The sequence below is a fragment of the Paraburkholderia sp. genome, assembly GCF_035948235.1.
Lineage (GTDB): Bacteria > Pseudomonadota > Gammaproteobacteria > Burkholderiales > Burkholderiaceae > Paraburkholderia.
In genome coordinates, this window is the sequence record NZ_DASZJJ010000036.1 from 12,722 (window position 1) to 31,158 (window position 18,437).

18 protein-coding genes are annotated in these 18,437 nt (G+C 65.0%); 9 read left to right on the top strand and 9 right to left on the bottom strand.

Annotation, left to right across the window (positions count from 1 at the left end; all coding sequences use genetic code 11):
* Positions 1-65: 65 nt before the first annotated feature.
* From VG320_RS02305 to VG320_RS02325, 5 genes are all read right to left on the bottom strand, one after another.
* Complete coding sequence (locus tag VG320_RS02305) at positions 66-395, bottom strand: DUF4148 domain-containing protein (RefSeq protein ID WP_327198552.1); 330 nt, start codon at positions 393-395, stop codon at positions 66-68.
* Positions 396-594: 199 nt separating this feature from the next.
* Positions 595-2,424, bottom strand: a complete 1,830-nt coding sequence (locus VG320_RS02310) for a trypsin-like peptidase domain-containing protein (RefSeq protein ID WP_327198553.1) — start codon at positions 2,422-2,424, stop codon at positions 595-597.
* 356 nt (positions 2,425-2,780) lie between these two features.
* The gene (locus VG320_RS02315) at positions 2,781-3,329 is read right to left on the bottom strand and encodes a flavin reductase family protein (RefSeq protein WP_327198554.1); all 549 of its coding nucleotides are present in this window, start codon (positions 3,327-3,329) and stop codon (positions 2,781-2,783) included.
* Positions 3,330-3,344: 15 nt separating this feature from the next.
* On the bottom strand, positions 3,345-4,556 hold the full coding sequence (locus tag VG320_RS02320) for an acyl-CoA dehydrogenase family protein (protein WP_327198555.1): 1,212 nt from the start codon (positions 4,554-4,556) through the stop codon (positions 3,345-3,347).
* Positions 4,557-4,801: 245 nt separating this feature from the next.
* Complete coding sequence (locus tag VG320_RS02325; RefSeq protein WP_327198556.1) at positions 4,802-5,581, bottom strand: TetR/AcrR family transcriptional regulator; 780 nt, start codon at positions 5,579-5,581, stop codon at positions 4,802-4,804.
* 167 nt (positions 5,582-5,748) lie between these two features.
* On the opposite strand from VG320_RS02325, the gene VG320_RS02330 reads away from it, so the two are divergent.
* The 5 genes from VG320_RS02330 to VG320_RS02350 all read left to right on the top strand — a co-directional run bounded on the left by VG320_RS02330 (position 5,749) and on the right by VG320_RS02350 (position 11,351).
* Entirely contained in the window at positions 5,749-6,564 is an 816-nt protein-coding gene (locus VG320_RS02330) for an AraC family transcriptional regulator (protein WP_327198557.1), read from the top strand.
* Positions 6,565-6,644: 80 nt separating this feature from the next.
* Positions 6,645-7,076 (top strand): cupin domain-containing protein, encoded by a 432-nt coding sequence (locus tag VG320_RS02335; protein WP_327198558.1) that lies wholly within the window; start codon positions 6,645-6,647, stop codon positions 7,074-7,076.
* A gap of 140 nt (positions 7,077-7,216) precedes the next feature.
* On the top strand, positions 7,217-8,254 hold the full coding sequence (locus VG320_RS02340) for a transporter (protein WP_327198559.1): 1,038 nt from the start codon (positions 7,217-7,219) through the stop codon (positions 8,252-8,254).
* A 140-nt stretch (positions 8,255-8,394) separates the two neighbouring features.
* Complete coding sequence (locus tag VG320_RS02345) at positions 8,395-10,257, top strand: diguanylate cyclase (protein WP_327198560.1); 1,863 nt, start codon at positions 8,395-8,397, stop codon at positions 10,255-10,257.
* 122 nt (positions 10,258-10,379) lie between these two features.
* Positions 10,380-11,351 carry a sulfonate ABC transporter substrate-binding protein gene (locus VG320_RS02350; protein WP_327198561.1) on the top strand — a complete coding sequence of 324 codons (972 nt, stop codon included), beginning with the start codon at positions 10,380-10,382 and terminating at the stop codon, positions 11,349-11,351.
* Positions 11,352-11,410: 59 nt separating this feature from the next.
* Here VG320_RS02350 and VG320_RS02355 read toward each other — a convergent pair whose 3' ends face one another.
* The 4 genes from VG320_RS02355 to VG320_RS02370 form a co-directional block, all read right to left on the bottom strand.
* Entirely contained in the window at positions 11,411-12,355 is a 945-nt protein-coding gene (locus VG320_RS02355; RefSeq protein WP_414695944.1) for an ABC transporter substrate-binding protein, read from the bottom strand.
* A 95-nt stretch (positions 12,356-12,450) separates the two neighbouring features.
* On the bottom strand, positions 12,451-13,500 hold the full coding sequence (locus VG320_RS02360) for an ABC transporter permease subunit (RefSeq protein ID WP_327198562.1): 1,050 nt from the start codon (positions 13,498-13,500) through the stop codon (positions 12,451-12,453).
* Between the two features lie 69 nt (positions 13,501-13,569).
* Entirely contained in the window at positions 13,570-15,123 is a 1,554-nt protein-coding gene (locus tag VG320_RS02365; protein ID WP_327198563.1) for a sugar ABC transporter ATP-binding protein, read from the bottom strand.
* On the bottom strand, positions 15,110-16,402 hold the full coding sequence (locus tag VG320_RS02370) for an ROK family transcriptional regulator (RefSeq protein WP_327198564.1): 1,293 nt from the start codon (positions 16,400-16,402) through the stop codon (positions 15,110-15,112). The genes VG320_RS02365 and VG320_RS02370 overlap by 14 nt, the downstream gene beginning before the upstream one ends.
* Positions 16,403-16,637: 235 nt before the next feature.
* On the opposite strand from VG320_RS02370, the gene VG320_RS02375 reads away from it, so the two are divergent.
* From VG320_RS02375 to VG320_RS02390, 4 genes are all read left to right on the top strand, one after another.
* Positions 16,638-16,991, top strand: a complete 354-nt coding sequence (locus VG320_RS02375) for a YciI family protein (RefSeq protein WP_327198565.1) — start codon at positions 16,638-16,640, stop codon at positions 16,989-16,991.
* 145 nt (positions 16,992-17,136) lie between these two features.
* Positions 17,137-17,559 carry a YciI family protein gene (locus tag VG320_RS02380; protein ID WP_327198566.1) on the top strand — a complete coding sequence of 141 codons (423 nt, stop codon included), beginning with the start codon at positions 17,137-17,139 and terminating at the stop codon, positions 17,557-17,559.
* A 57-nt stretch (positions 17,560-17,616) separates the two neighbouring features.
* Positions 17,617-18,033 (top strand): VOC family protein, encoded by a 417-nt coding sequence (locus VG320_RS02385; protein WP_327198567.1) that lies wholly within the window; start codon positions 17,617-17,619, stop codon positions 18,031-18,033.
* A partial coding sequence (locus tag VG320_RS02390; protein WP_327198568.1) for a sigma factor occupies positions 18,033-18,437 on the top strand: 405 nt, incomplete at its 3' end. The genes VG320_RS02385 and VG320_RS02390, both read left to right, overlap by 1 nt.

The window sequence follows — 18,437 nt, forward strand, 5'->3', positions numbered from 1 at the left end:
GCCAACGCCGAAATCCCGCTCGCAATGAGCGGGGTTTCGGCGTTGCACGCTGGAGCGTGACGGCATCAGCTTCCCGAATAGATATTGCAGTAGCTCGCCGGGCCGACGCAGGTCATCGACGGCGCGCCCGCGTCGCTCTTGCCCGCTGCCGGCATGCCCATGCCGCTGGCTGCCTGCGAGGGCGCGGCATGCGAGTCGCGTGCGACCTGCTGCGCGAATACGGGGCTCACGTCGGGATAGGATGCATCTGTGACGAAGCGCGAGCCATTGGCTTCGGCCTCGATCAGTTGCTGGCGCACTTGCTCGCGGGTAAGACCTTGGGCCGATGCCTGGGTGACAGCGCCCACGGAAGCGGCGGCGACGAGCGTGGCGATCAATACGCGGCGGATAGACATTTCGAACTCCTCATCAGATGGTGTGGTCTCGCGACAGCCGCCGATCGAACCGGATCGTTTGAATCGGTTCGTTTCGACGCTGCCTGCATGGATAAGAACGCACCAGCCTGGGAGTTATTCCGTCCGGCTTTGTATCTGGTTTGTAGCGGCGTTGTAGAGCAGGAGCGATACGGCCCGATGGAGTTTCGGGCCGTATCCTTTATTGCAGTTTTACATCGACAAAACTGCGCGCGTTGTTGCGCTGGATCAGCAGTGCCATGCTGCGCGTCGCCTTGGCTTCGAGCGTCATGGCCTGGTCGTGTGTTTCGATCAGCGTGTCGTTGAGCGAGAGCACGATGTCGCCGGGCCGCACGCCCGCGCGCGCGGCGGGGCCGCTCGCCGCGTCCACCATCAGGCCGAGCGGCAGGCCGCTGGTGCGGCGTTCGTCTTCGCTCAGCGCGTGGCTGACGAGACCGAGCCGGTCCGCCGCGTTGCGCGTGGACACCGGCTTCTGCATTTTCGCGGAGGTGCTGACCCGCGTCACGGCTACGCCGTCGGTATCGGCGTTGACGGTTGCCACGGCGCGCGCGTCGCGCGCAGCGGGAGCGGCATCTTGGGCGTCGGCGGCGTCTGCCTGGTCGGCCTGGTTGGCCTGGTTAGCGGCTTGTGCCGCTTGCGCGACCACGGCTGCCTGGGCCGCCTGCGTCGGCCTGGCGGCTTTGAGCGTCGTCTTGGCGGTCCTGGCCGGCTTGGCGTCGAGCGCCGCGTTCGAGAAGCGCGTGAGCATCGGCCGACGGTTGCGGATCACTTTCAGCGGCGTCTGCGTGGCGGGCGGCACGGCGGCGAGCTGGTTGGCAAGCGTCGCCGCGCTGTCCACCGGTTGTTCGCCAACCTGCACGATCACGTCGCCGGCCTTCACGCCTGCCGCCGCGCCGATCGAATCGGCATCGACGGCGTCGACCAGCGCGCCGCCCGCGTGCGGCAAGCCGAGCGCCGCCGCGAGTCCGGGGCTCACGTCCTCGACCTGCATGCCGAAGGTGCGCGTGGGAGCGGGCGCCGCCGCGTTGGCGGGGTCAGCCTGATCGCCCTGGCCGGCTGGCGCCGTCTTGCGCGTGGCCTGCAATTGCGCGCGGAACTTGTTGGCCGCCTCGATCGGAATGCCGAAGGTCAGTCCCGCGTAGCGGTCGCGCTCGGCGTAGACCTGCACGTCGATGCCGATCACCTCGCCGGAGCGGTTAAAGAGCGGGCCGCCCGAGTTGTCCGGGTTCACCGCCACGTTGGTCTGGAAGAAAGGAAACGGGTTGCCGTCCGGCAGCGTGCGCGAGGCCGCGCTAACGATGCCGGTCGTCACCGTGTTCTGGAAGCTGTCCGGCGCGCCGATCGAGAGCACCGGCTCGCCCGCGCGCAGCTTCGACGAATCGCCGAGCGGCACGCTCGGCAGATCGTGCGCGTTGACCTGTAGCACCGCGACGTCGCTCACCGGATCGACGGCGACCACCTCGGCCTTGAACTCGCGCTTGTCGGTCAGTTGCACCGTCACTTCCTGGGCGTTGTCCACCACATGCGCCGTGGTGAGCACCACGCCGTCCGGGCTCACGATGAAGCCGGAGCCGCTGCCTGTCATCACGCGCGGGCCGCTCGCGCCGGCGTCCTGGCCCGCGTTCTGGGTCTGGCCTTCGACGGGCGGGCGCGGCGTGCGCTTGAAGAACGGGGTGAACGGATCGTCGTTGTCGATCGCCTCCTGCTGGGGCGGCGCCGACTGGTCGTCGGCGCTGCGCGCGATCACATGCACGACGGCGGGTCCGTAGCGATCGGCCAGCGAGAAGAAGTCCGGCGTAGCCATCGCGGCGGGCGAAGCAGCGGGATGCTTGCCGGTTGCAGGTTTCTCGGCTGCGGAATCGTCCGACGCTTGCGCCACTTGTGTTGCCTGGGACGCTTTGGCGGGCGGATTCGGCGTGGCGGCTTGAGCAGTGAGACAGACGGTGCCGACGAGAAGAACTGCAAGCGCGGCGGCGGGGCGCGAGGTGCAGGCGGGGATCAGGCGGGGCACGGCACACCTCCCAGTAGTCATCGTGCCGGCGAGCGGTGCCGACGCAAATAAGTGTAGTCACACCGAGCGTCGAGTTGGGGGAGGGTTTGTCCCGTAGCACACAAAATTCATCATTGCGTGGCGGATTCGTGTTCTAAAAGGGCGGCGAGATCGTCATCGCGCATTGGCCGCCACGGCGTTTTCCTTACTTTCCCTTAAGCGTGGCGATGGGAACGGCGCATGCTCAGGGCGGCCGTCGTTGCGATCCCGATGCGATCCGGTCGCGCTTGAGCGGGCATGGCATGCGCAAACGCCTGGCGCGTGCCGTGCCCACTCACCGGATGATCGCGAGGGTGAATCGAAGCGAGGATTATTCGCTATTCATCGCCAGCCAGACTAACCGCATCGTGCGCCCAGTCGCGCCAGCACAGCAGCGGATCATGCCCGACGATCTGCCGATACTTGCCGCCATGAAACAGCAGCGGCGGGCCGTCCGATTCCCGCAGTGCTTCCACGTCGGCGGTGTAGATCAGGTGGTCGCCGCCGCGATGGATGGCATTGGCGCGCGCGGCGATCTGCACCAGCGCCGCGCGCACCACCGGCACGCCACCGGTGCGCTCGAACGGATCATCCAGACCGTCGCGAGGCTGGCCGCCAAAGTGCCGGCTCAGCGCTTCCTGATGTTGCGCCAGAAAGCTCACGCCAAAGGCGTCGCCGGATACGATCGACTGCGCGAAGCGCGCTTGCGCGCGCACCGACACGAGGATCATCGGCGGATCGACGGAAAGCGACATGAAGGCGTTGGCCGTCATGCCCGCCGTGCGCCCTTCGTGCTCGAACGTGATGACGGTGACGCCGGTGGCGAACTTGCCCATGGCGCGGCGGAACTGCGCCGCGTCCAGATCGAGGTCGGGGGGCGCACTCATGGTCGCGTTCATGGCTCAGATCAGCGGCGTGCCGGCGCTCTGGCCGCAGGCGAGACGCCCATACGCTTCGAAGTTCGTGGCGGGCGTGACGATGCCGTGCAGCGAGGCCACGCGCGCGTCGTGCCAGACCCGCGCGAACGGATTGCCGATGGCGGCGAGCGAGCCGCCCGAGGCGGTCGCGAGCGTGTCCACGGCGTCCCAGATCAGCGTTTCGGCAAAGCCTACGTCGCGGCGTACCTTCGCGCGGTCCATATAGGCCATGTACTGGCCGGAGGCAGCGCAGGCGTCGAGCGCGTCGGCGTGCTTTTCGATGATGGCGCGCGCCGCGTCGAGTTTCGCCGAGGCTTCACCCACCTGCAGATGCGTGACGGCCGCTTCGGCCTGTTTCGTGTACCAGGTGTACTGGATGCCACGGCGCGGCAGCAGTTCCAGGAAGGTGTCGAGCGCGTTGCGGGCGATGCCCAGCGCCGGGAACGTGAGGATGATCGCAAGCATTGGCATGCACGCGACGCGATAAAGCGCTTCGCCCGCGAGATGCGTCGCGCCGTACTGGCCTTCGATGGCCTTCGTCATCGACGCCACGCGCTCATTGGGGACGAACAGATTCGTCACGCTCACGCTGGAACTGCCGGTGCCGCGCAGCGCCATCACGTTCCAGTCGTCGAGCGTGCGCACGTCGCTGGCGCGCACGAGTGCCACGCCTTGATCGACCATCTTGCCGCTTTCGTCGACGAGCGGAATGCCCAGCAAATCCCAGTTGGCGTGGTAGATGCCCGAGTTGAAACCCCACACGCCTTCTTCGATCACATAGCCGCCATCGACCTTTTTCACGCTCGCCTTGCGCGGCGACAGCACGCCGACAACGCGCGCACGTTCTGTACTGCCAAACACCTCGTCGGTGACTTTTTCGTCGAACAACGCGGCGGCGGCCCACGTCGTCACGTTGATGAGCGCCGCCACCCAGGCGGTGGAGGCGTCGCCGCGTCCGAGTTCGGACACGGCTTCGAGAAACGTGCGCACTGAAGCCTGTTTGCCGCCATACCGGCGCGGCGTGGTGAGTTCGAACAGCCCGGCGGCGTTGAGATCGTCGATGGTTTCCTGCGGCAGGCGCGCCAACTGGTCAGTGGTTGCCGCGCGCTGCTTGAGCGCGGGCACGAGTTCGCTGGCGGCGCGCACAAGTGCGGCGTCGGCGTTCAAGGGAGTGGAAAGATCGTGCGGTGCATTCATGGTGTCGTCCTCGATGTGTCTCGTTGTTGAGTGGTGTGTCTGTCTGCGTTATTGAGATTGTTATCAAAAATGATGAATGTATCAATAACATGAGAGCCTGGTGCTTTCCCTGGCGCTGTTTCCGACACTGCGCAACGCGGACGAACGAACACGCCCCGCACGCGGCGGGGCAGTGCAGGGGGGGAGAAAGCGGAGTGTGGCTCAGCAGGCGGCGCGCGAACGGCGCCGCGAGAACGGGCGCCTGCTCAGGCGGCGCTGCGGGGCGTGGCGGATGCGGCGTGCACTTCGTCGTGACGCAGCACTTCCTTCATGATCGCGCCGACGTCGGCGTCGCGGATGCCCAGACCGCGCAGCGCGAACTCTGTGAAGCGGTCGACGGTATCGGTCGTGCGGCGCTTTTCCAGAATCTGGCGCATCACATGCAGCGCGCCGCCGATGATGCAGTCCATCGCCGCGAGCACATCGGCGCAATGAAAGCGTCCCGTATCGACGCCAATGCGGATGTCGCGCGCAAGGCGTCCGCCCATGGTCTCGACCAGATCGCCCACGCTCGACGCCGCGTTGACGAAGAACCAGCCCCAGATCGGATCGTCGAGCGTGTGGCGCATCACCTGGCGCACGTTCAGGCCGACGATCACGGCGATATCGGCGTCGGCGGGGCGGATGCGGTCGAGCAGATCGGCGATCGCGAGCATGTCTTCGACGAACACGGCGCGCGCGATCTCTTCCTTGGTCGAGAAGTAGTTGTAGAACGAGCCGAAGGCGACGCCCGCCTGTTCGGTGATGTCGTTGATCGCGGTGCCGGTGATGCCCTTCTGGCCCATCACCACGCGCGCGGCCTGCATGAGCTTGCCGCGCGTGCGCGCGCGGGCGCGTTCGTTGATGCGTGGTGCGGGTTTTTCGGCTGCGGCGGCCTGGGCGCTTTTTGCCGGCGCGCGCTTGCCAGCGGGTGTTTTGCTGGCCGGCACCTTGGCGGTCTTTTTAGCGGCGGCGGGCGTGGCGGGGCTGCGTCGGGTGGAGACCATGAGCGATCGGAGAGCGGGATCGAAGTGCGGATAAGGCGCCATTATTGCCCCAGTCGACGTAAATGCCTACCGACGTGCGTAGCGGAAGCGGCCTGACGGGGGTTCACGAGCCGTGCCACAATCGACCGTAGCGGCCGCGTGGCGGCCAGCCTCTATTCGCCGATTTCATGAACCGACACCGCAACAGCGCACGCCCCGACTGGGTCGAGCGCGCCGAGCCGATCGAAGGCGTCGAGCGCATCGAAGCGTATTTCCACGGCAAAGCCTACGCGATGCATCGCCACGACACCTACGCGATTGGCCGCACGCTCGCGGGCGTGCAGAGTTTCAATTACCGGCGCGAACGCTGCGACAGTCTGCCGGGCCATACGATCGTGCTGCATCCCGACGAGCCGCACGACGGCCAGGCGGGCACGGGTGAGGGCTTCCAGTACCGCATGATCTACGTGCAGCCGTCGGTCTTTCAGGACGTGCTGGGCGGCAGCGCGCTGCCATTTCTCGAAGGCGGCCTGACGACCGATCCGCGACTGTCGGCGGCGACCGAGGCCTTGCTGCAACAGATGAGTCACAAGCTCGAACCGCTGGAGCAAAGCGACGCGCTGACCGAACTCGTTCACGCACTGGCGGCCGTCACGGGCACCGGCAGAATCGCAGCGGCTGGCGACTATCGCGCGGCGAGCCGGGCGCGCGAATTCCTGCACGCGCATTGCACGCGCACCGTCGCGCTGGAGGAGCTGGAAACGGCGACAGGGCGCGACCGCTGGAGTCTGTCGCGCGATTTCCGCTACTTCTATGGCACGAGCCCATACCGCTACCTGACGATGCGCCGGCTCGACGCGGTGCGTCGCATGCTGCTGGCGGGCACCGCGTTGTCGCACGCGGCGGCTGAAGCTGGCTTCGCGGACCAGAGTCATATGACGCGCCACTTCACCAAAGCGTTCGGCATGACGCCGGGGAACTGGCAACGGGTTGCGCGCGGCTGAAAGAATCGCCACGATCGTTCAATACGGGCGGCATGGACGCGATTACGCTCCCTGCATCGACTTATCGAACGGAGATCTCCATGTCCTTATTCACGCCTACCACGCCTACCACGCAGGCTGCCACACGCGGTCAAGCCCAGACGATCGATTTCGCCGGCAAGATCGCGCAGATCGACGGGCACTGGCAGCCGCGCGTCGTCGCCGAAATGAACGACTACCAGTTCAAGGTCGTGAAGCTGCTGGGCGATTTTCTCTGGCATTGCCACGCCGATACCGACGAAACCTTTATCGTGCTCGAAGGCGAATTGCACATCGGCATGCGTGGCGGGCCGAACGGCGATGAAACCCTCATCGTGCGCGCGGGCCAGATGGCGGTGGTGCCAAGGGGCGTCAAACATAAGCCCAGCGCGGCCGCCGAAGTCAAACTGCTGCTGATCGAGCCGCGCGGCGTGGTCAATACCGGCGACGGCGCACAAGGCGAGCGCACCCAGGCGAACGACGTCTGGATCTAATTGCGCGGCGAGCGGGGCGGGCTTGCGCGCGGCGGGTATACGCATCGCATGACAATGGCGTGTCGATTGCATGAAAACGCGCGCTTGCCTGTAAAAGCGGGGATATGGCATGCTTGCGCCGATTAAACGGCCACACGACCATGGATCTCGCCTCGTCCATTGCAACCTACGGTGCCGATTTGTCGGGCTTGATTTGCGGATTCCGCTTCATGCCAGGCGAGCCGGGCCAGCCCATCAAGGGCGAAGATGTGCTCGCCGCGCTCAAGAGCGGCCAGCACGATAAAACCCAGGACGGCGCGTTCTACTGGCTTCACTTCAATCTCGCGCATGCCGCGAGCGCCTCGTGGATGCGCGCGCATCTGGACCTGCCCGAAAGCTTCTTCGAAATGCTGGTGGAAGGCTCGCACTCCACGCGCATCGAACAGGTGGACGGCGCGCTCTATGCCGTCGTCAATGACGTGATGTTCGATTTCGAACTCACGCCCTCGCAGATCGCCACGCTCTGGTCCTATACGCACGAACGTCTGCTGGTGACGGCGCGCATGAAGCCGCTACGCTCCATCGACCGCCTGCGCGGCGACGTGCGTAACGGCGAAACCTTCCGCTCGCCCGCCGATCTGCTGATTCATCTGCTGCGCGATCAGGCCGACCTGATGGTGGAAATCGTGCGGCGCACGAGCGTGGATGTCGATCGCGCCGAAGATCAGTTCCTCGCTTCGCGCCGCTTCGGCAGTCGCCATGATCTCGCCGCGATGCGCCGTATTCTGGTGCGTCTGCAACGCATGCTTGCGCCTGAACCTGGCGCCGTGTTCCGCTTGCTCGCGCGGCCGCCGCGCTGGCTGCAGCTCGCCGACATGCAGGATCTGCGCGAGACGACCGAAGAATTCACGCTCGTGCTCGGCGATATGGCGGGCCTTGTCGAACGCATCAAGCTGCTGCAGGAAGAGATCGGCGCGCGTCTGGAAGAACAGAACAACCGTACGCTCTTCACGCTCACGCTGGTGACGGTGCTGGCCTTGCCGATCAATATCGTCGCGGGTTTTTTCGGCATGAACGTGGGCGGCATTCCGCTGGCCGAAAACCATCACGGCTTCTGGCTGATGGTGGCGCTGGTGGCCGGTTTTACGATCCTGCTGGGCTGGTGGGTGTTTCGCCTGCGCGGGCCGGTGGATCGTTAGCACGGCTGACTCCGCCAGCCTTGAATAGCCGCTTGATGCAAGCGATTTTTCGGCCGGTTTATTTGTTGCTGGCTCATGCATTGCGGTTAATTTAACGCGCTATATACTAGCCGCTCGATTCCTCAGCCAGAACGAGCGTCATGCCTGCCACTCCGTCGCCTGCCGAAGCCGCGCTTGCGCCGCCTGCCATAACGGCTGCGCACGGTCGTGGCGCGCACAACGACGGCAGCGCCGACCCGCTGCTGGATGCGCTGATGCGGCTGGCGGCCCAGCACTTCGATGTGGCGGCCGCCTGCGTGCTGCCGGGCGACGCGCTGGACGGTCCCGAGTGGCTCGGCGCGGGCATCGATGCGCCATTGCGGGAAGCCCTGCTGGAACTCAAGCGCACGAATGCGCGCGACCCGCGTAATGTCGATGAAAGCATTGCCGAGCCGCTGATCGTCAACGATCTCGGCTCCGACCCCGCATGGCAGGCGTGTTTGTCGCGCGCGAGTGCGCTGCCGTTTCGCTTCGTGGCGGCGTGGCCGCTGACGCGCGCCAGCGGCGACGCGCTGGGCAGCCTGTGCCTGCTCGATCCCGCGCCGCGCGAACTGTCGGCGGCGCAGCGCGCAAGCCTCGACGATTTTGCGCGAGTGATCGCCGCGCTCGTCGCGCCGCTGGACGATCCGCGCGCTAGCTCAAGTGCCGAATCGAACCTGCGCGCCGAACTCGACTCACTGCGCGAGCGCGAACGCCTGCTTGCGCTGGCGATCGCGGGTAGCGGCACCGGCATCTGGGACCGCAATGTGGTGACGGGCGAGATCCGCTATTCGACGGGCTGGAAAGCGATGCTCGGTTACGCCGACAACGAAGTCGGCACCCGCATCGAGGACAGCTACCAGCGCCTGCACCCCGAAGATCTTGCCTACGTGCAGTCCACCATGAAGGCCCACTTCGAAGGCCGCACCGACCAGTACGAAGTCGAGCACCGCATCCGCTGCAAGGACGGCAGCTACAAGTGGATCTGCAGCCGCGGCAAGGTCACCGCGCGCGATGGCGACGGCCGCGCGCTGCGCATGGTGGGCACCTCGACCGATGTGACCTCGATGCGCGAGATGGCCGAGCGTCTGCGCGAATCGGTCAATCTCGTCACCAATCTCACCAACGAAGTGCCGGGCCTCGTGTTCCAGTGCCGCCGCGAACCGGATGGGCACACCTCGTTTCCCTACGCGAGCGCGGGCATCGGCGAGATTTACGAACTCACGCCCGAGCAGGTCGCGCGCGACGCCGCCGGCATCGACGCGCTGATCCATCCCGACGATATCGACGCCTATCGCGCCTCGTTCGCGGAATCGGCGGCCACGCTCGCGCCCTGGCATCTGGAGTATCGCGTGCGGTTGCCGCAGCAGGGGCTGCGCTGGCGCCAGGGCGACGCGCGGCCGCAGCGCCGCAGCGACGGCGCGACGGTCTGGCACGGCTTCATCACCGACGTCACGGAGCGCAAACGCATCGAGGCCGAGTTGCAGGAATTCGCCATGACCGACGGCCTCACGCGCCTCGCGAACCGGCGGCATTTCATGGCGCGGCTCGACGCGCAACTGGCGCTGCTGCGGCGAACCGGCGGTCCTGAATGCGCGCTGATGATGTGCGATCTCGACCATTTCAAATCGATCAACGACCGCTTTGGCCATGCGGTTGGCGACGAGGCCCTGCGTCATTTTGCGACGATCCTGCGCAACCATCGGCGGGTGGGCGACGTGGCGGGGCGTATCGGCGGCGAAGAGTTTGCGATCCTGCTGGACGGCGCGGATGTCGAAGGCGCCTGCGCGGTCGCGCGCCGCATCCAGGACTGCATCGCTGAAGCGCCGCTGTGCGTTGAAGCCGGCACCGTCGTGTTGACGGTGAGCATTGGCGTGACGCAGATTCGCGCCGATGACGGCAGCGCCGAAATCACGCTCTCGCGCAGCGATGTCGCGCTTTATCGCGCGAAAAAGGGCGGACGCAATCGTATCGAATGCGTTTGACGTCTTAGCGTCGAAACCGCTATCCCCGCAGCGTCATTTGCTTAGCGTGATTCGTTACTTCTGCTCGTGCAGCGTGACAGGTAGCATTTTTTGCACCTTCATCCGCTTCGTCACGCTACGTCATGAATAACGATATCCGCTTCCAACGCCGCCGTACCGTACTCGCTGCGCTTGGCGCCACCCTTGGCGCGACGCTGGCTGGCGCCGCGCTGCCCGCGTGGGCCAAATATCAACCCGACCAGTTCCGCATCGGCTATCAAAAAGCCGCGAGCACGCTCGTGCTGCTCAAGGCTAGCGGCACGCTCGAAAAGCGCCTCGCACCGCAAGGCATCAAGGTTTCGTGGACCGAATTTCCGGCTGGCCCACAACTGCTGGAAGGGCTGAACGTGGGTGCGATCGACTTCGGTTACGTGGGCGAAGCGCCGCCCGTGTTCGCGCAGGCCGCAGGCGCGGATTTCGTCTACACAGCGTACGAATTGCCGACGCCGCACGCGGAAGGCGTGGTGGTCGCCAAGCAGTCGCCGATCAAAACAGTGGCGGACCTCAAGGGCAAGAAAATCGGCCTGAATCGCGGTTCCGATGTGCACTGGTTCCTCGTCGCACTGCTGCAAAAGCACGGCATAGCGCTGAGCGATATCCAGCCCGTCTACCTCGCGCCCGCCGACGCGCGTGCCGCGCTCCAAAGCGGCTCTATCGATGCGTGGGCGGTGTGGGACCCGTTCCTCGCCGCGGTGGAATCGCAGGACGGCGCACGTTTGCTGGCCGATGCGAGCGGCGTGGCCAATCATCATCAGTTCTTCCTGAGCCAGCGTGAGTTTGCGATCAAGCGCAAGGACGCGATTAACGTGGCGCTCGATGAACTCGGCAAGACGGGGCAGTGGGTGCGCGCGAACCCGGCGGCAGCGGCAGCGAAACTCGCGCCGATTCAGGGGCTCGACGCAGCGACGATCCAGATCGGTCTTTCGCACTACGCGCACGAATACCGGCCGATCGACGCGGGTGTGATCGCAGAACAGCAGAAGATCGCCGACACGTTCTACGATCTCAAGATCATTCCGCGTCGGGTGACGACGAAGGATGCGGTGTTGGTGTAACAAAAAAGGGCGGCTTGAAAAAGCCGCCCTTCCTGTCTAACTCCAGCACCGCGTCGCCATCAATGCTGCGACGACCAGCCCTTATAGCTGCCCACATTGTCGCGCGTGACAAGCTGCGGCGTCATCTGGATCAGCGGATTCGCCGGCTTCTTGCCGTTCATGATGTCGTAGCCCACGGTCACGGCCGTTTGCGCCATCTTCCACGGATCCTGGCTCGCCGATGCCTGCACCAGCGTATCCGTCTTGAGCGCCGACTCGATATCCGGCGCGCCGTCCACCGACGTAATCACGATATTGCTGCGATGCAGTTGCTTCGCGGCCAGATCGCTGCCCACGGCCTGCGGATCGTTGATGGTGAACACGCCGGCCACTTGCGGGAAGCGCGTGAGATAACCCTGCATCGCGTTCATGCCGCCTTCGCGCGAGCCTTTGCCGTCCTGATCGTCGGACAGCACCTTGATGCCAGGCGACTTCGCGAGCACCTGCTTGCAGCCGTTCACGCGATCGATCACCGCCGACACTTGCGGGCCGTTCTCGATAATCACATTACCCTTGCCGTTGATCTTTTTCGCGAGGAACTCACACGAGATTTCGCCGGCCTTCACGTTGTCGGTTTGCACGGTGGCGTCCGCGCCCGCGGCGCTCACGTCCACGGCCACCACCACGATGCCCGCTGCGCGTGCCTTGCGCACGGCCGGTTCGATCGCTTTCGGATCGGACGCGTTAAGCAGGATCATGTCGACGTGCGCCGAGATGAAATTGTCGATCTGCGTGAACTGCTTGTTCAGGTCGTAGTCGGCCGACACGGCCGTGACCCGGGCATTCGGGTTGATCTGTTTAGCCTTGGCTTCGGCGCCCTGCACGATGGTCACGAAGTAAGGATTGCCAAGCGAACCGACGGTGATGCCGATCGACTTCAGTTGCTTGTCGGCGGCGTGCGCGCCTTGGAGCGCGAATCCCATCGTCAGGGCAGCAGCGGCGAGCAGAGTCTTTTTCTTGAACATGAACATGTCTCCAGAGAGGTCCTGTTAGTGTGTCGTGCAGGGCGGGCGCAGGAGGACCGCTTGCGCCCGCGTTTTTAATAGCGTGATGAAGTCGATCAGGTGCGAGCCGAGCCGCGCTGGCGATAACGGTCCAGCGCCACCGCGCCGACGATCACCAGACCCTTGATGATGTATTGCCAGATGTCCGATACGCCCAGCAGCACGAGGCCATTGGTGAGCACCGCGATAATCAGGGCGCCGATCAGCGTGCCGACGATCGAGCCCACGCCGCCCACGAAGCTCGTGCCGCCCAGAATCACGGCTGCGATGGCGTCGAGTTCGTACGACTGGCCCAATTGCAGGCCATTGGCCGCATAGAGGCGCGCGGCCGACATCACGGCGCCCAGCCCTGCGAGCAGGCCCGATACGGCGTAGACGAACATTTCGATGGCCCAGACCTTGATGCCCGAAAGACGCGCCGCTTCCGGATTGCCGCCCACCGAGTAGATATGCAGGCCCAGCACGGTACGGCGCAGCACGAACCACGAAGCGGCCACCACGACGAGCGCGATGATCACGAGCCACGGCACGCCGAGCACCGAGCCATTGCCGATAAATGCGAACGAAAGCTGCGGATTGAAGATCGTGGTGTCGTGGCCCATCAGGCGCGCGATGCCGCGCACCGCCGTGAGCGAACCCAGGGTGACGATGAAGGGCGGCAGACGCAGCAGTGAAATCAGCGCGCCGTTAATCACGCCAAAGCCCAGACCCACGCCCAGCGCGGCCGGAATGCCCAGCCAGCCCATGCCCGCGATGGTGGAGCCGAGCATCGCTGCAACGGCGGCCGCAGCGAGAATCGAGCCCACCGAAAGGTCGATGCCACCCGTGAGAATCACGAAGGTCATGCCGGCGGCCAGCACGATATTGATCGAGGCCTGCTGCGTCACGATCGACAGATTCTCGAAGGTGAAGAAGCCGTCATTCAGGAATCCGAAGCCAATGCACAGGAGCACCAGCACGGGCAGCATGCCTGCCGTGCGCATGATGGACTTCATGCGTGCGCGATGACCGTCGATGGCCTGACGCTTCTGCTGCGCTTGCTGCGTGCCTTGTGCGGCATCGGCGGGGTTGGCCGCTACGCCGTGGCGGGGAAGAATGCTTTTCATGATCTCGTGCTCCTCAATATCTCTTCGACGGATGCGTCTTGTGTGCGTCTTTGTATGCTTCCCAGCGCGTCAGGCGGCCTCGTCCAGCGCGCCCTGCGAGCCGGTGGCGAGTTCGATGATGGCTTCCTGGCTGATGGGCTTGCCGGTATAGCCGCCCAGTTCGCCGGCGAATTCGCCTTCGCGCATGACGAGCACGCGATCGGCCACGCCGATGATCTCGGGCAATTCGCTCGAAATCACGATGATGCCCACGCCGGTTTTGGCGAGGTCGTTGATGATGCGGTAGATCTCCGACTTCGCGCCGATATCGACGCCCCGGGTCGGCTCGTCGAGGATCAGCACGCGCGGCTTCGTTTCCAGCAGGCGCGAGAGCAGCACCTTCTGCTGATTGCCGCCCGAGAGCGCCCCCACGTTCACACGCGGGCTGGGCACGCGGATCGACAGCGCACGGATCGACTCTTTCGCTCGCGTTGATCCTCTCGCGAGATCGAGCACGCCAAAGCGCGCATCGCGTCCCGCCACCGCGACGTTGATGTTGTCGCGCACGCTCATGTCGAGAAAGAGCCCTTGGTGCTTGCGATCCTCGGTGAGATAGACGAGGCCAGCATCAATGGCGTCGCGCGGCGTGTGCACATGGAGCGTGCGCCCGTCGATTGCGATATCGCCGCGTGCGCGCGGCTCCGCGCCAAAAATCAGGCGCGCGAGTTCCGTGCGGCCCGCGCCCACCAGCCCCGCGATGCCGAGCACTTCGCCCGCATGCAGGTCGAGGCTGCAACCGCGCACGCGCTTGTCGTCGGCGACATCGCGCACGGTGAGCACCACCTTGCCCGGATCGTAGGGCGCGTGCGCCTTTTTGTAGAACCCCGAAATATCGCGGCCCACCATCATGCCGACGAGGCTTTCCGCGCTAAGCTCCTCGCGCATCAGCGTGCCCACATAACTGCCGTCACGCAGCACCGAAACCCGGTCGGAAAGCTCGTAGATTTCAGCCATGCGATGGCTGATGTAGATGATCGCGAGACCTTCTTCGCGCAGTTGCAAAATCAGCTTGAAGAGACGTTCGGTTTCGCGCGAAGAGAGCGGCGTGGTCGGCTCGTCCATCACGATGATGCGCGCCTCCGTGTGCACGGCGCGCGCGATTTCCACCAGTTGGCGTTCGGCGATCGAGAGCGATCCCACTAGCGTGGTCGGCCCGAAGGTCGCACCCAGACGCGTGAGCACATCCTCGCAGCCGCGCTCCATCGACGCGCGATCGACCACGCCAAAGCGGCGGCCGCCCTTGCGTAGTTCGCGGCCCGCATAGATGTTTTCGGCCACGCTCAGGTTGGGCGCGAGGCTCAGTTCCTGATAGATCACGGCCACGCCCAGTTCGCGTGCGGCCAGCGGCCCGTCGATCACAACGGCCTTGCCGTCGAGCAGAATCTCGCCGCCGGGATCGGCCTGATAGGCGCCCGAGAGAATTTTCATGAGCGTGGACTTGCCTGCGCCGTTCTCGCCCATCAGCGAATGGATTTCGCCGGGCCAGACTTGCAGCCGCACGTTGTCCAGCGCGCGCACGCCGGGAAAGGTCTTGCTGATGCCCCGCATTTCCAGCAGCGGGGGCGTCGACTCAGAGCGCGACATGGCTCACCTCCTGGGCTTGCGCCTGCAATGACGTTGGGTTCTGCGATGGTGTCTGCATCGTTGCGGCGGCGCCCATCAGGATGCCCGCGCGCGGAGAGAAGTTGAAGAACATGGGTAGCGTGGCTGCGCCAAGCGCCCCCGCATCGGGGCCGAAGGTACCGCGCACCAGTTCGGGCGTGCCGCGCGCCTCGGGAGCCGTGCCCGCGACGGCCCCGCGCAGACGCTCCATGAGCGTGTCGATCAGGCCCGCGTCGACGTCGGCGTCCAGAACCACGGCGGGCACGTCGAGCACGCACAGCGCCGAGCGCAGCGCGGGTGCGAGCGCGTCGATGCAGTCGTCGAGCCATTCTTCGACGGCCGGATGGCCGCTGGCGATATGCCCTTCGATATCGGCGCGGCTTTCGACACGCGCGCCGCGATATTGCAGATGGCGTCGCAGCGCGATCAGCGAGGCGCGCGAGAGCAGGATGTCCCACTTGCCGTCGGGCTGATACGCCGAGGGCAGGGTGCTGGGAGGCACCGGCATGACGGCGAAATCGCCCGCGTTGCCCGTCAGGCCGCGCACGCAGTCGCCTCCGACGGCGATGCCGCCGCCAATCGCCGGCCCCAGAAAGAGGTACAGGAAATCGTCGCGCTGACGCCCGCAACCGTAGAAGATCTCGGCGATGGCGGCGGCGTTGCCGTCGTTCTCGCTGAACACGGGCAGCGCCAGCGCGCGACCCAGTTCGCCCGCGAAATCGACTTCGCTCCAGACGCGGAAGTTGTCGGTCGGCAGACCCAGTTCGCGCAGCCAGCTACCCAGGTTGTACGGCTGCGCCACGCCGATGCCAGCCAGACGCTTGCGCTCGTCCTTATCCAGCAGTCCTGACAATTCGCGGATGTCCTGCTGAACGATCTCCTGCGCTTGCGCGGGCTGTGGCAACAGCATGTCGTGCGAGCGGCGCTCGATCATCTGGCCTGCGAAGTTGACGAGCACGGTTTCGATGTTGGTCCGGTCGAGGCGCACGCCAATCGCGAACGCGCCGCGCGGCGAGAGCCGCAGCAACGAGGCGGGCTGACCGCGTCCGCCGTCAAGACGCCGTCCGCTCAGCTCGATCAGGCCGCTTTGCATCAGCGACGTGATGATGCTGCCCACCGCCGTGCTGGTGAGATTCGCAAGGCGGGCGAGATCGGCCTTCGACGCCTCGCCAGCGCGCCGCAGCGCCTGCAGCAGCAGGCGCTCGTTGAAGCGGCGGACATTGGCCGAGTTGCTGCCCTGACCCACATGCGGACTTCTCACGCGTCTCCTCCGGTGGCGTCGCCTGTCTTTCTTGCGGGACTCTCGACCGCGTCGGCGACTAAATAAATCAAGTTGATTTATTTAATGCCGGAAAGCGTCGCGTGTCAGCCTGGGGAAATCCCGGCGATGGCCTGGGCTGCATCTTGCGCAGCGCCGTGCGCGCTATCCTTGCTGACGCTTTCGCATTCAATACAGTGGCGCATTTTGATGGCGCTTTTTATGGAGCATCCACTACATGGCCTATCTGCTGCTCATCAGCGAACCGCGCGGTCAGCGCGAGTCACGCACGCAAGCCGAAGGTGAGGCGCTCTACGCGCGCATGGTGCAATTCGCCGACGATCTCGCCGCGCGCGGCGTACTGCTCGAGGTGCAGTCGCTGCTTTCCGATCGCGACGCCGCGCGCGTGGAGGTGCGGGAAGGGCGCGCGACCGTGCTGGACGGACCCTTTTCCGAGGCTAAGGAAATGATAGGCGGCTTTTTCCTCGTCGATTGCGCGACGCGCGAGGAGGCGCTGGCGATTGCGCGCGCCTGCCCGGCTGCGCAGTGGGCGAGCGTGGAGGTGCGCGAAACGGGGCCTTGCTTCCGTTAAGCCTGATGACCTGGTGCTTTCCCTGGCGCTGCGAAAAAAATCTTCGAGGCGTGTCGAATTGAGCGTGTGTCGTGCGTCGTATCAATGAGCGCATCGAACGATGCCGCTTTAATACCGTCGAAGTCCACGCAAACAGGAGAACGCAATGCGATTCATGATCATGGTGCGCGCCAACGCGTTAAGCGAAGCCGGCGAGCAGCCTGCGGACGAAACGATCTTCGCCGAAATGGCCAACTATCACGAGGAACTCGCGCGCGCGGGCGTGCTGCTCGACGCCGCGGGTTTGCAGCCCAGTTCGAACGGCTTTCGCGTGCGTTACAACGACGGCAAGCCGAGTATCGTCGATGGACCGTACGCGGAGACCAAGGAACTCATCGCCGGTTATACGTTGATCCAGGTGCGCTCGCGCGACGAAGCGCTGGAGTGGGCACGGCGCTTTCCCGCGCCATTCGGCAAGCAGATGGACGGCGAAATCGAAGTACGCCAGCTTTATGAACTCGACGACTTCGAGCATCTGGAAAGCATCGAACGCTTTCGCAAGCTCGAAGCTCAGAGCAAGTTCAAGTAACAGTTCAAGTAAGCAGGTTCAAGTCAATCTCCCATCTTTATTCAAAAGGAATCGATCATGCATAAGCATATTTTCGTGAATCTGGGCGTGCGCGACCTGAAGCGCTCGATGGACTTTTTCGGCGCGATCGGGTTTCGTTTCGAGCCGAAATTCACCAACGATCAAGCCGCCTGCATGGTGATCGGCGAGAACATCTTTGCGATGCTGCTCACCACCGACTTCATGCGCACTTTCACCGACAAAACGCTGGTCGACGCGCGCGAGCAGACCGAAGTGCTCACCTGCCTCTCGTGCGAGTCGCGCGACGAGGTGAACACGCTGGTGGACAAGGCGCTGGCGGCAGGCGGCACTTCGAAGCGCCCGCCGATGGACTGCGGCGAATCGATGTATGGCCGCAGTTTTGAAGACCCGGATGGGCATATCTGGGAACTGATGTACATGTCGCCGGAAGCGGTGGAAAAGGGCGCGCACTGATGGCGCAGGGCCCGGCCCACCGGGCCCACGACAGCGTAGCCGTCGCCGCGATCCATCGCTCGATTGAGGCGGTCTGGCGTATCGAGCGTGCGCGGGTGATCGCGCACGCCGCGCGTCTCCTGCGCGACGTGGGCCTCGCTGAGGATGCCGCCCAGGATGCGCTGGTCGCCGCGCTCGAAAGCTGGCCCGCGAGCGGCATCCCGGCCAACCCCGGAGCGTGGCTCATGACCGCCGCCAAACACCGCGCCCTCGATCGCTTGCGGCGCGCCGCCGCGCATGCGCGCGCGCACGAAGCGATCGGTGCGGATCTCGAAGCGCTGCAGGCGCAATTCGCACCGGATATCGCCGATGCACTCGACGCCGCGCGCGAGGATGAGATCGGCGACGATCTGCTGCGGCTCATG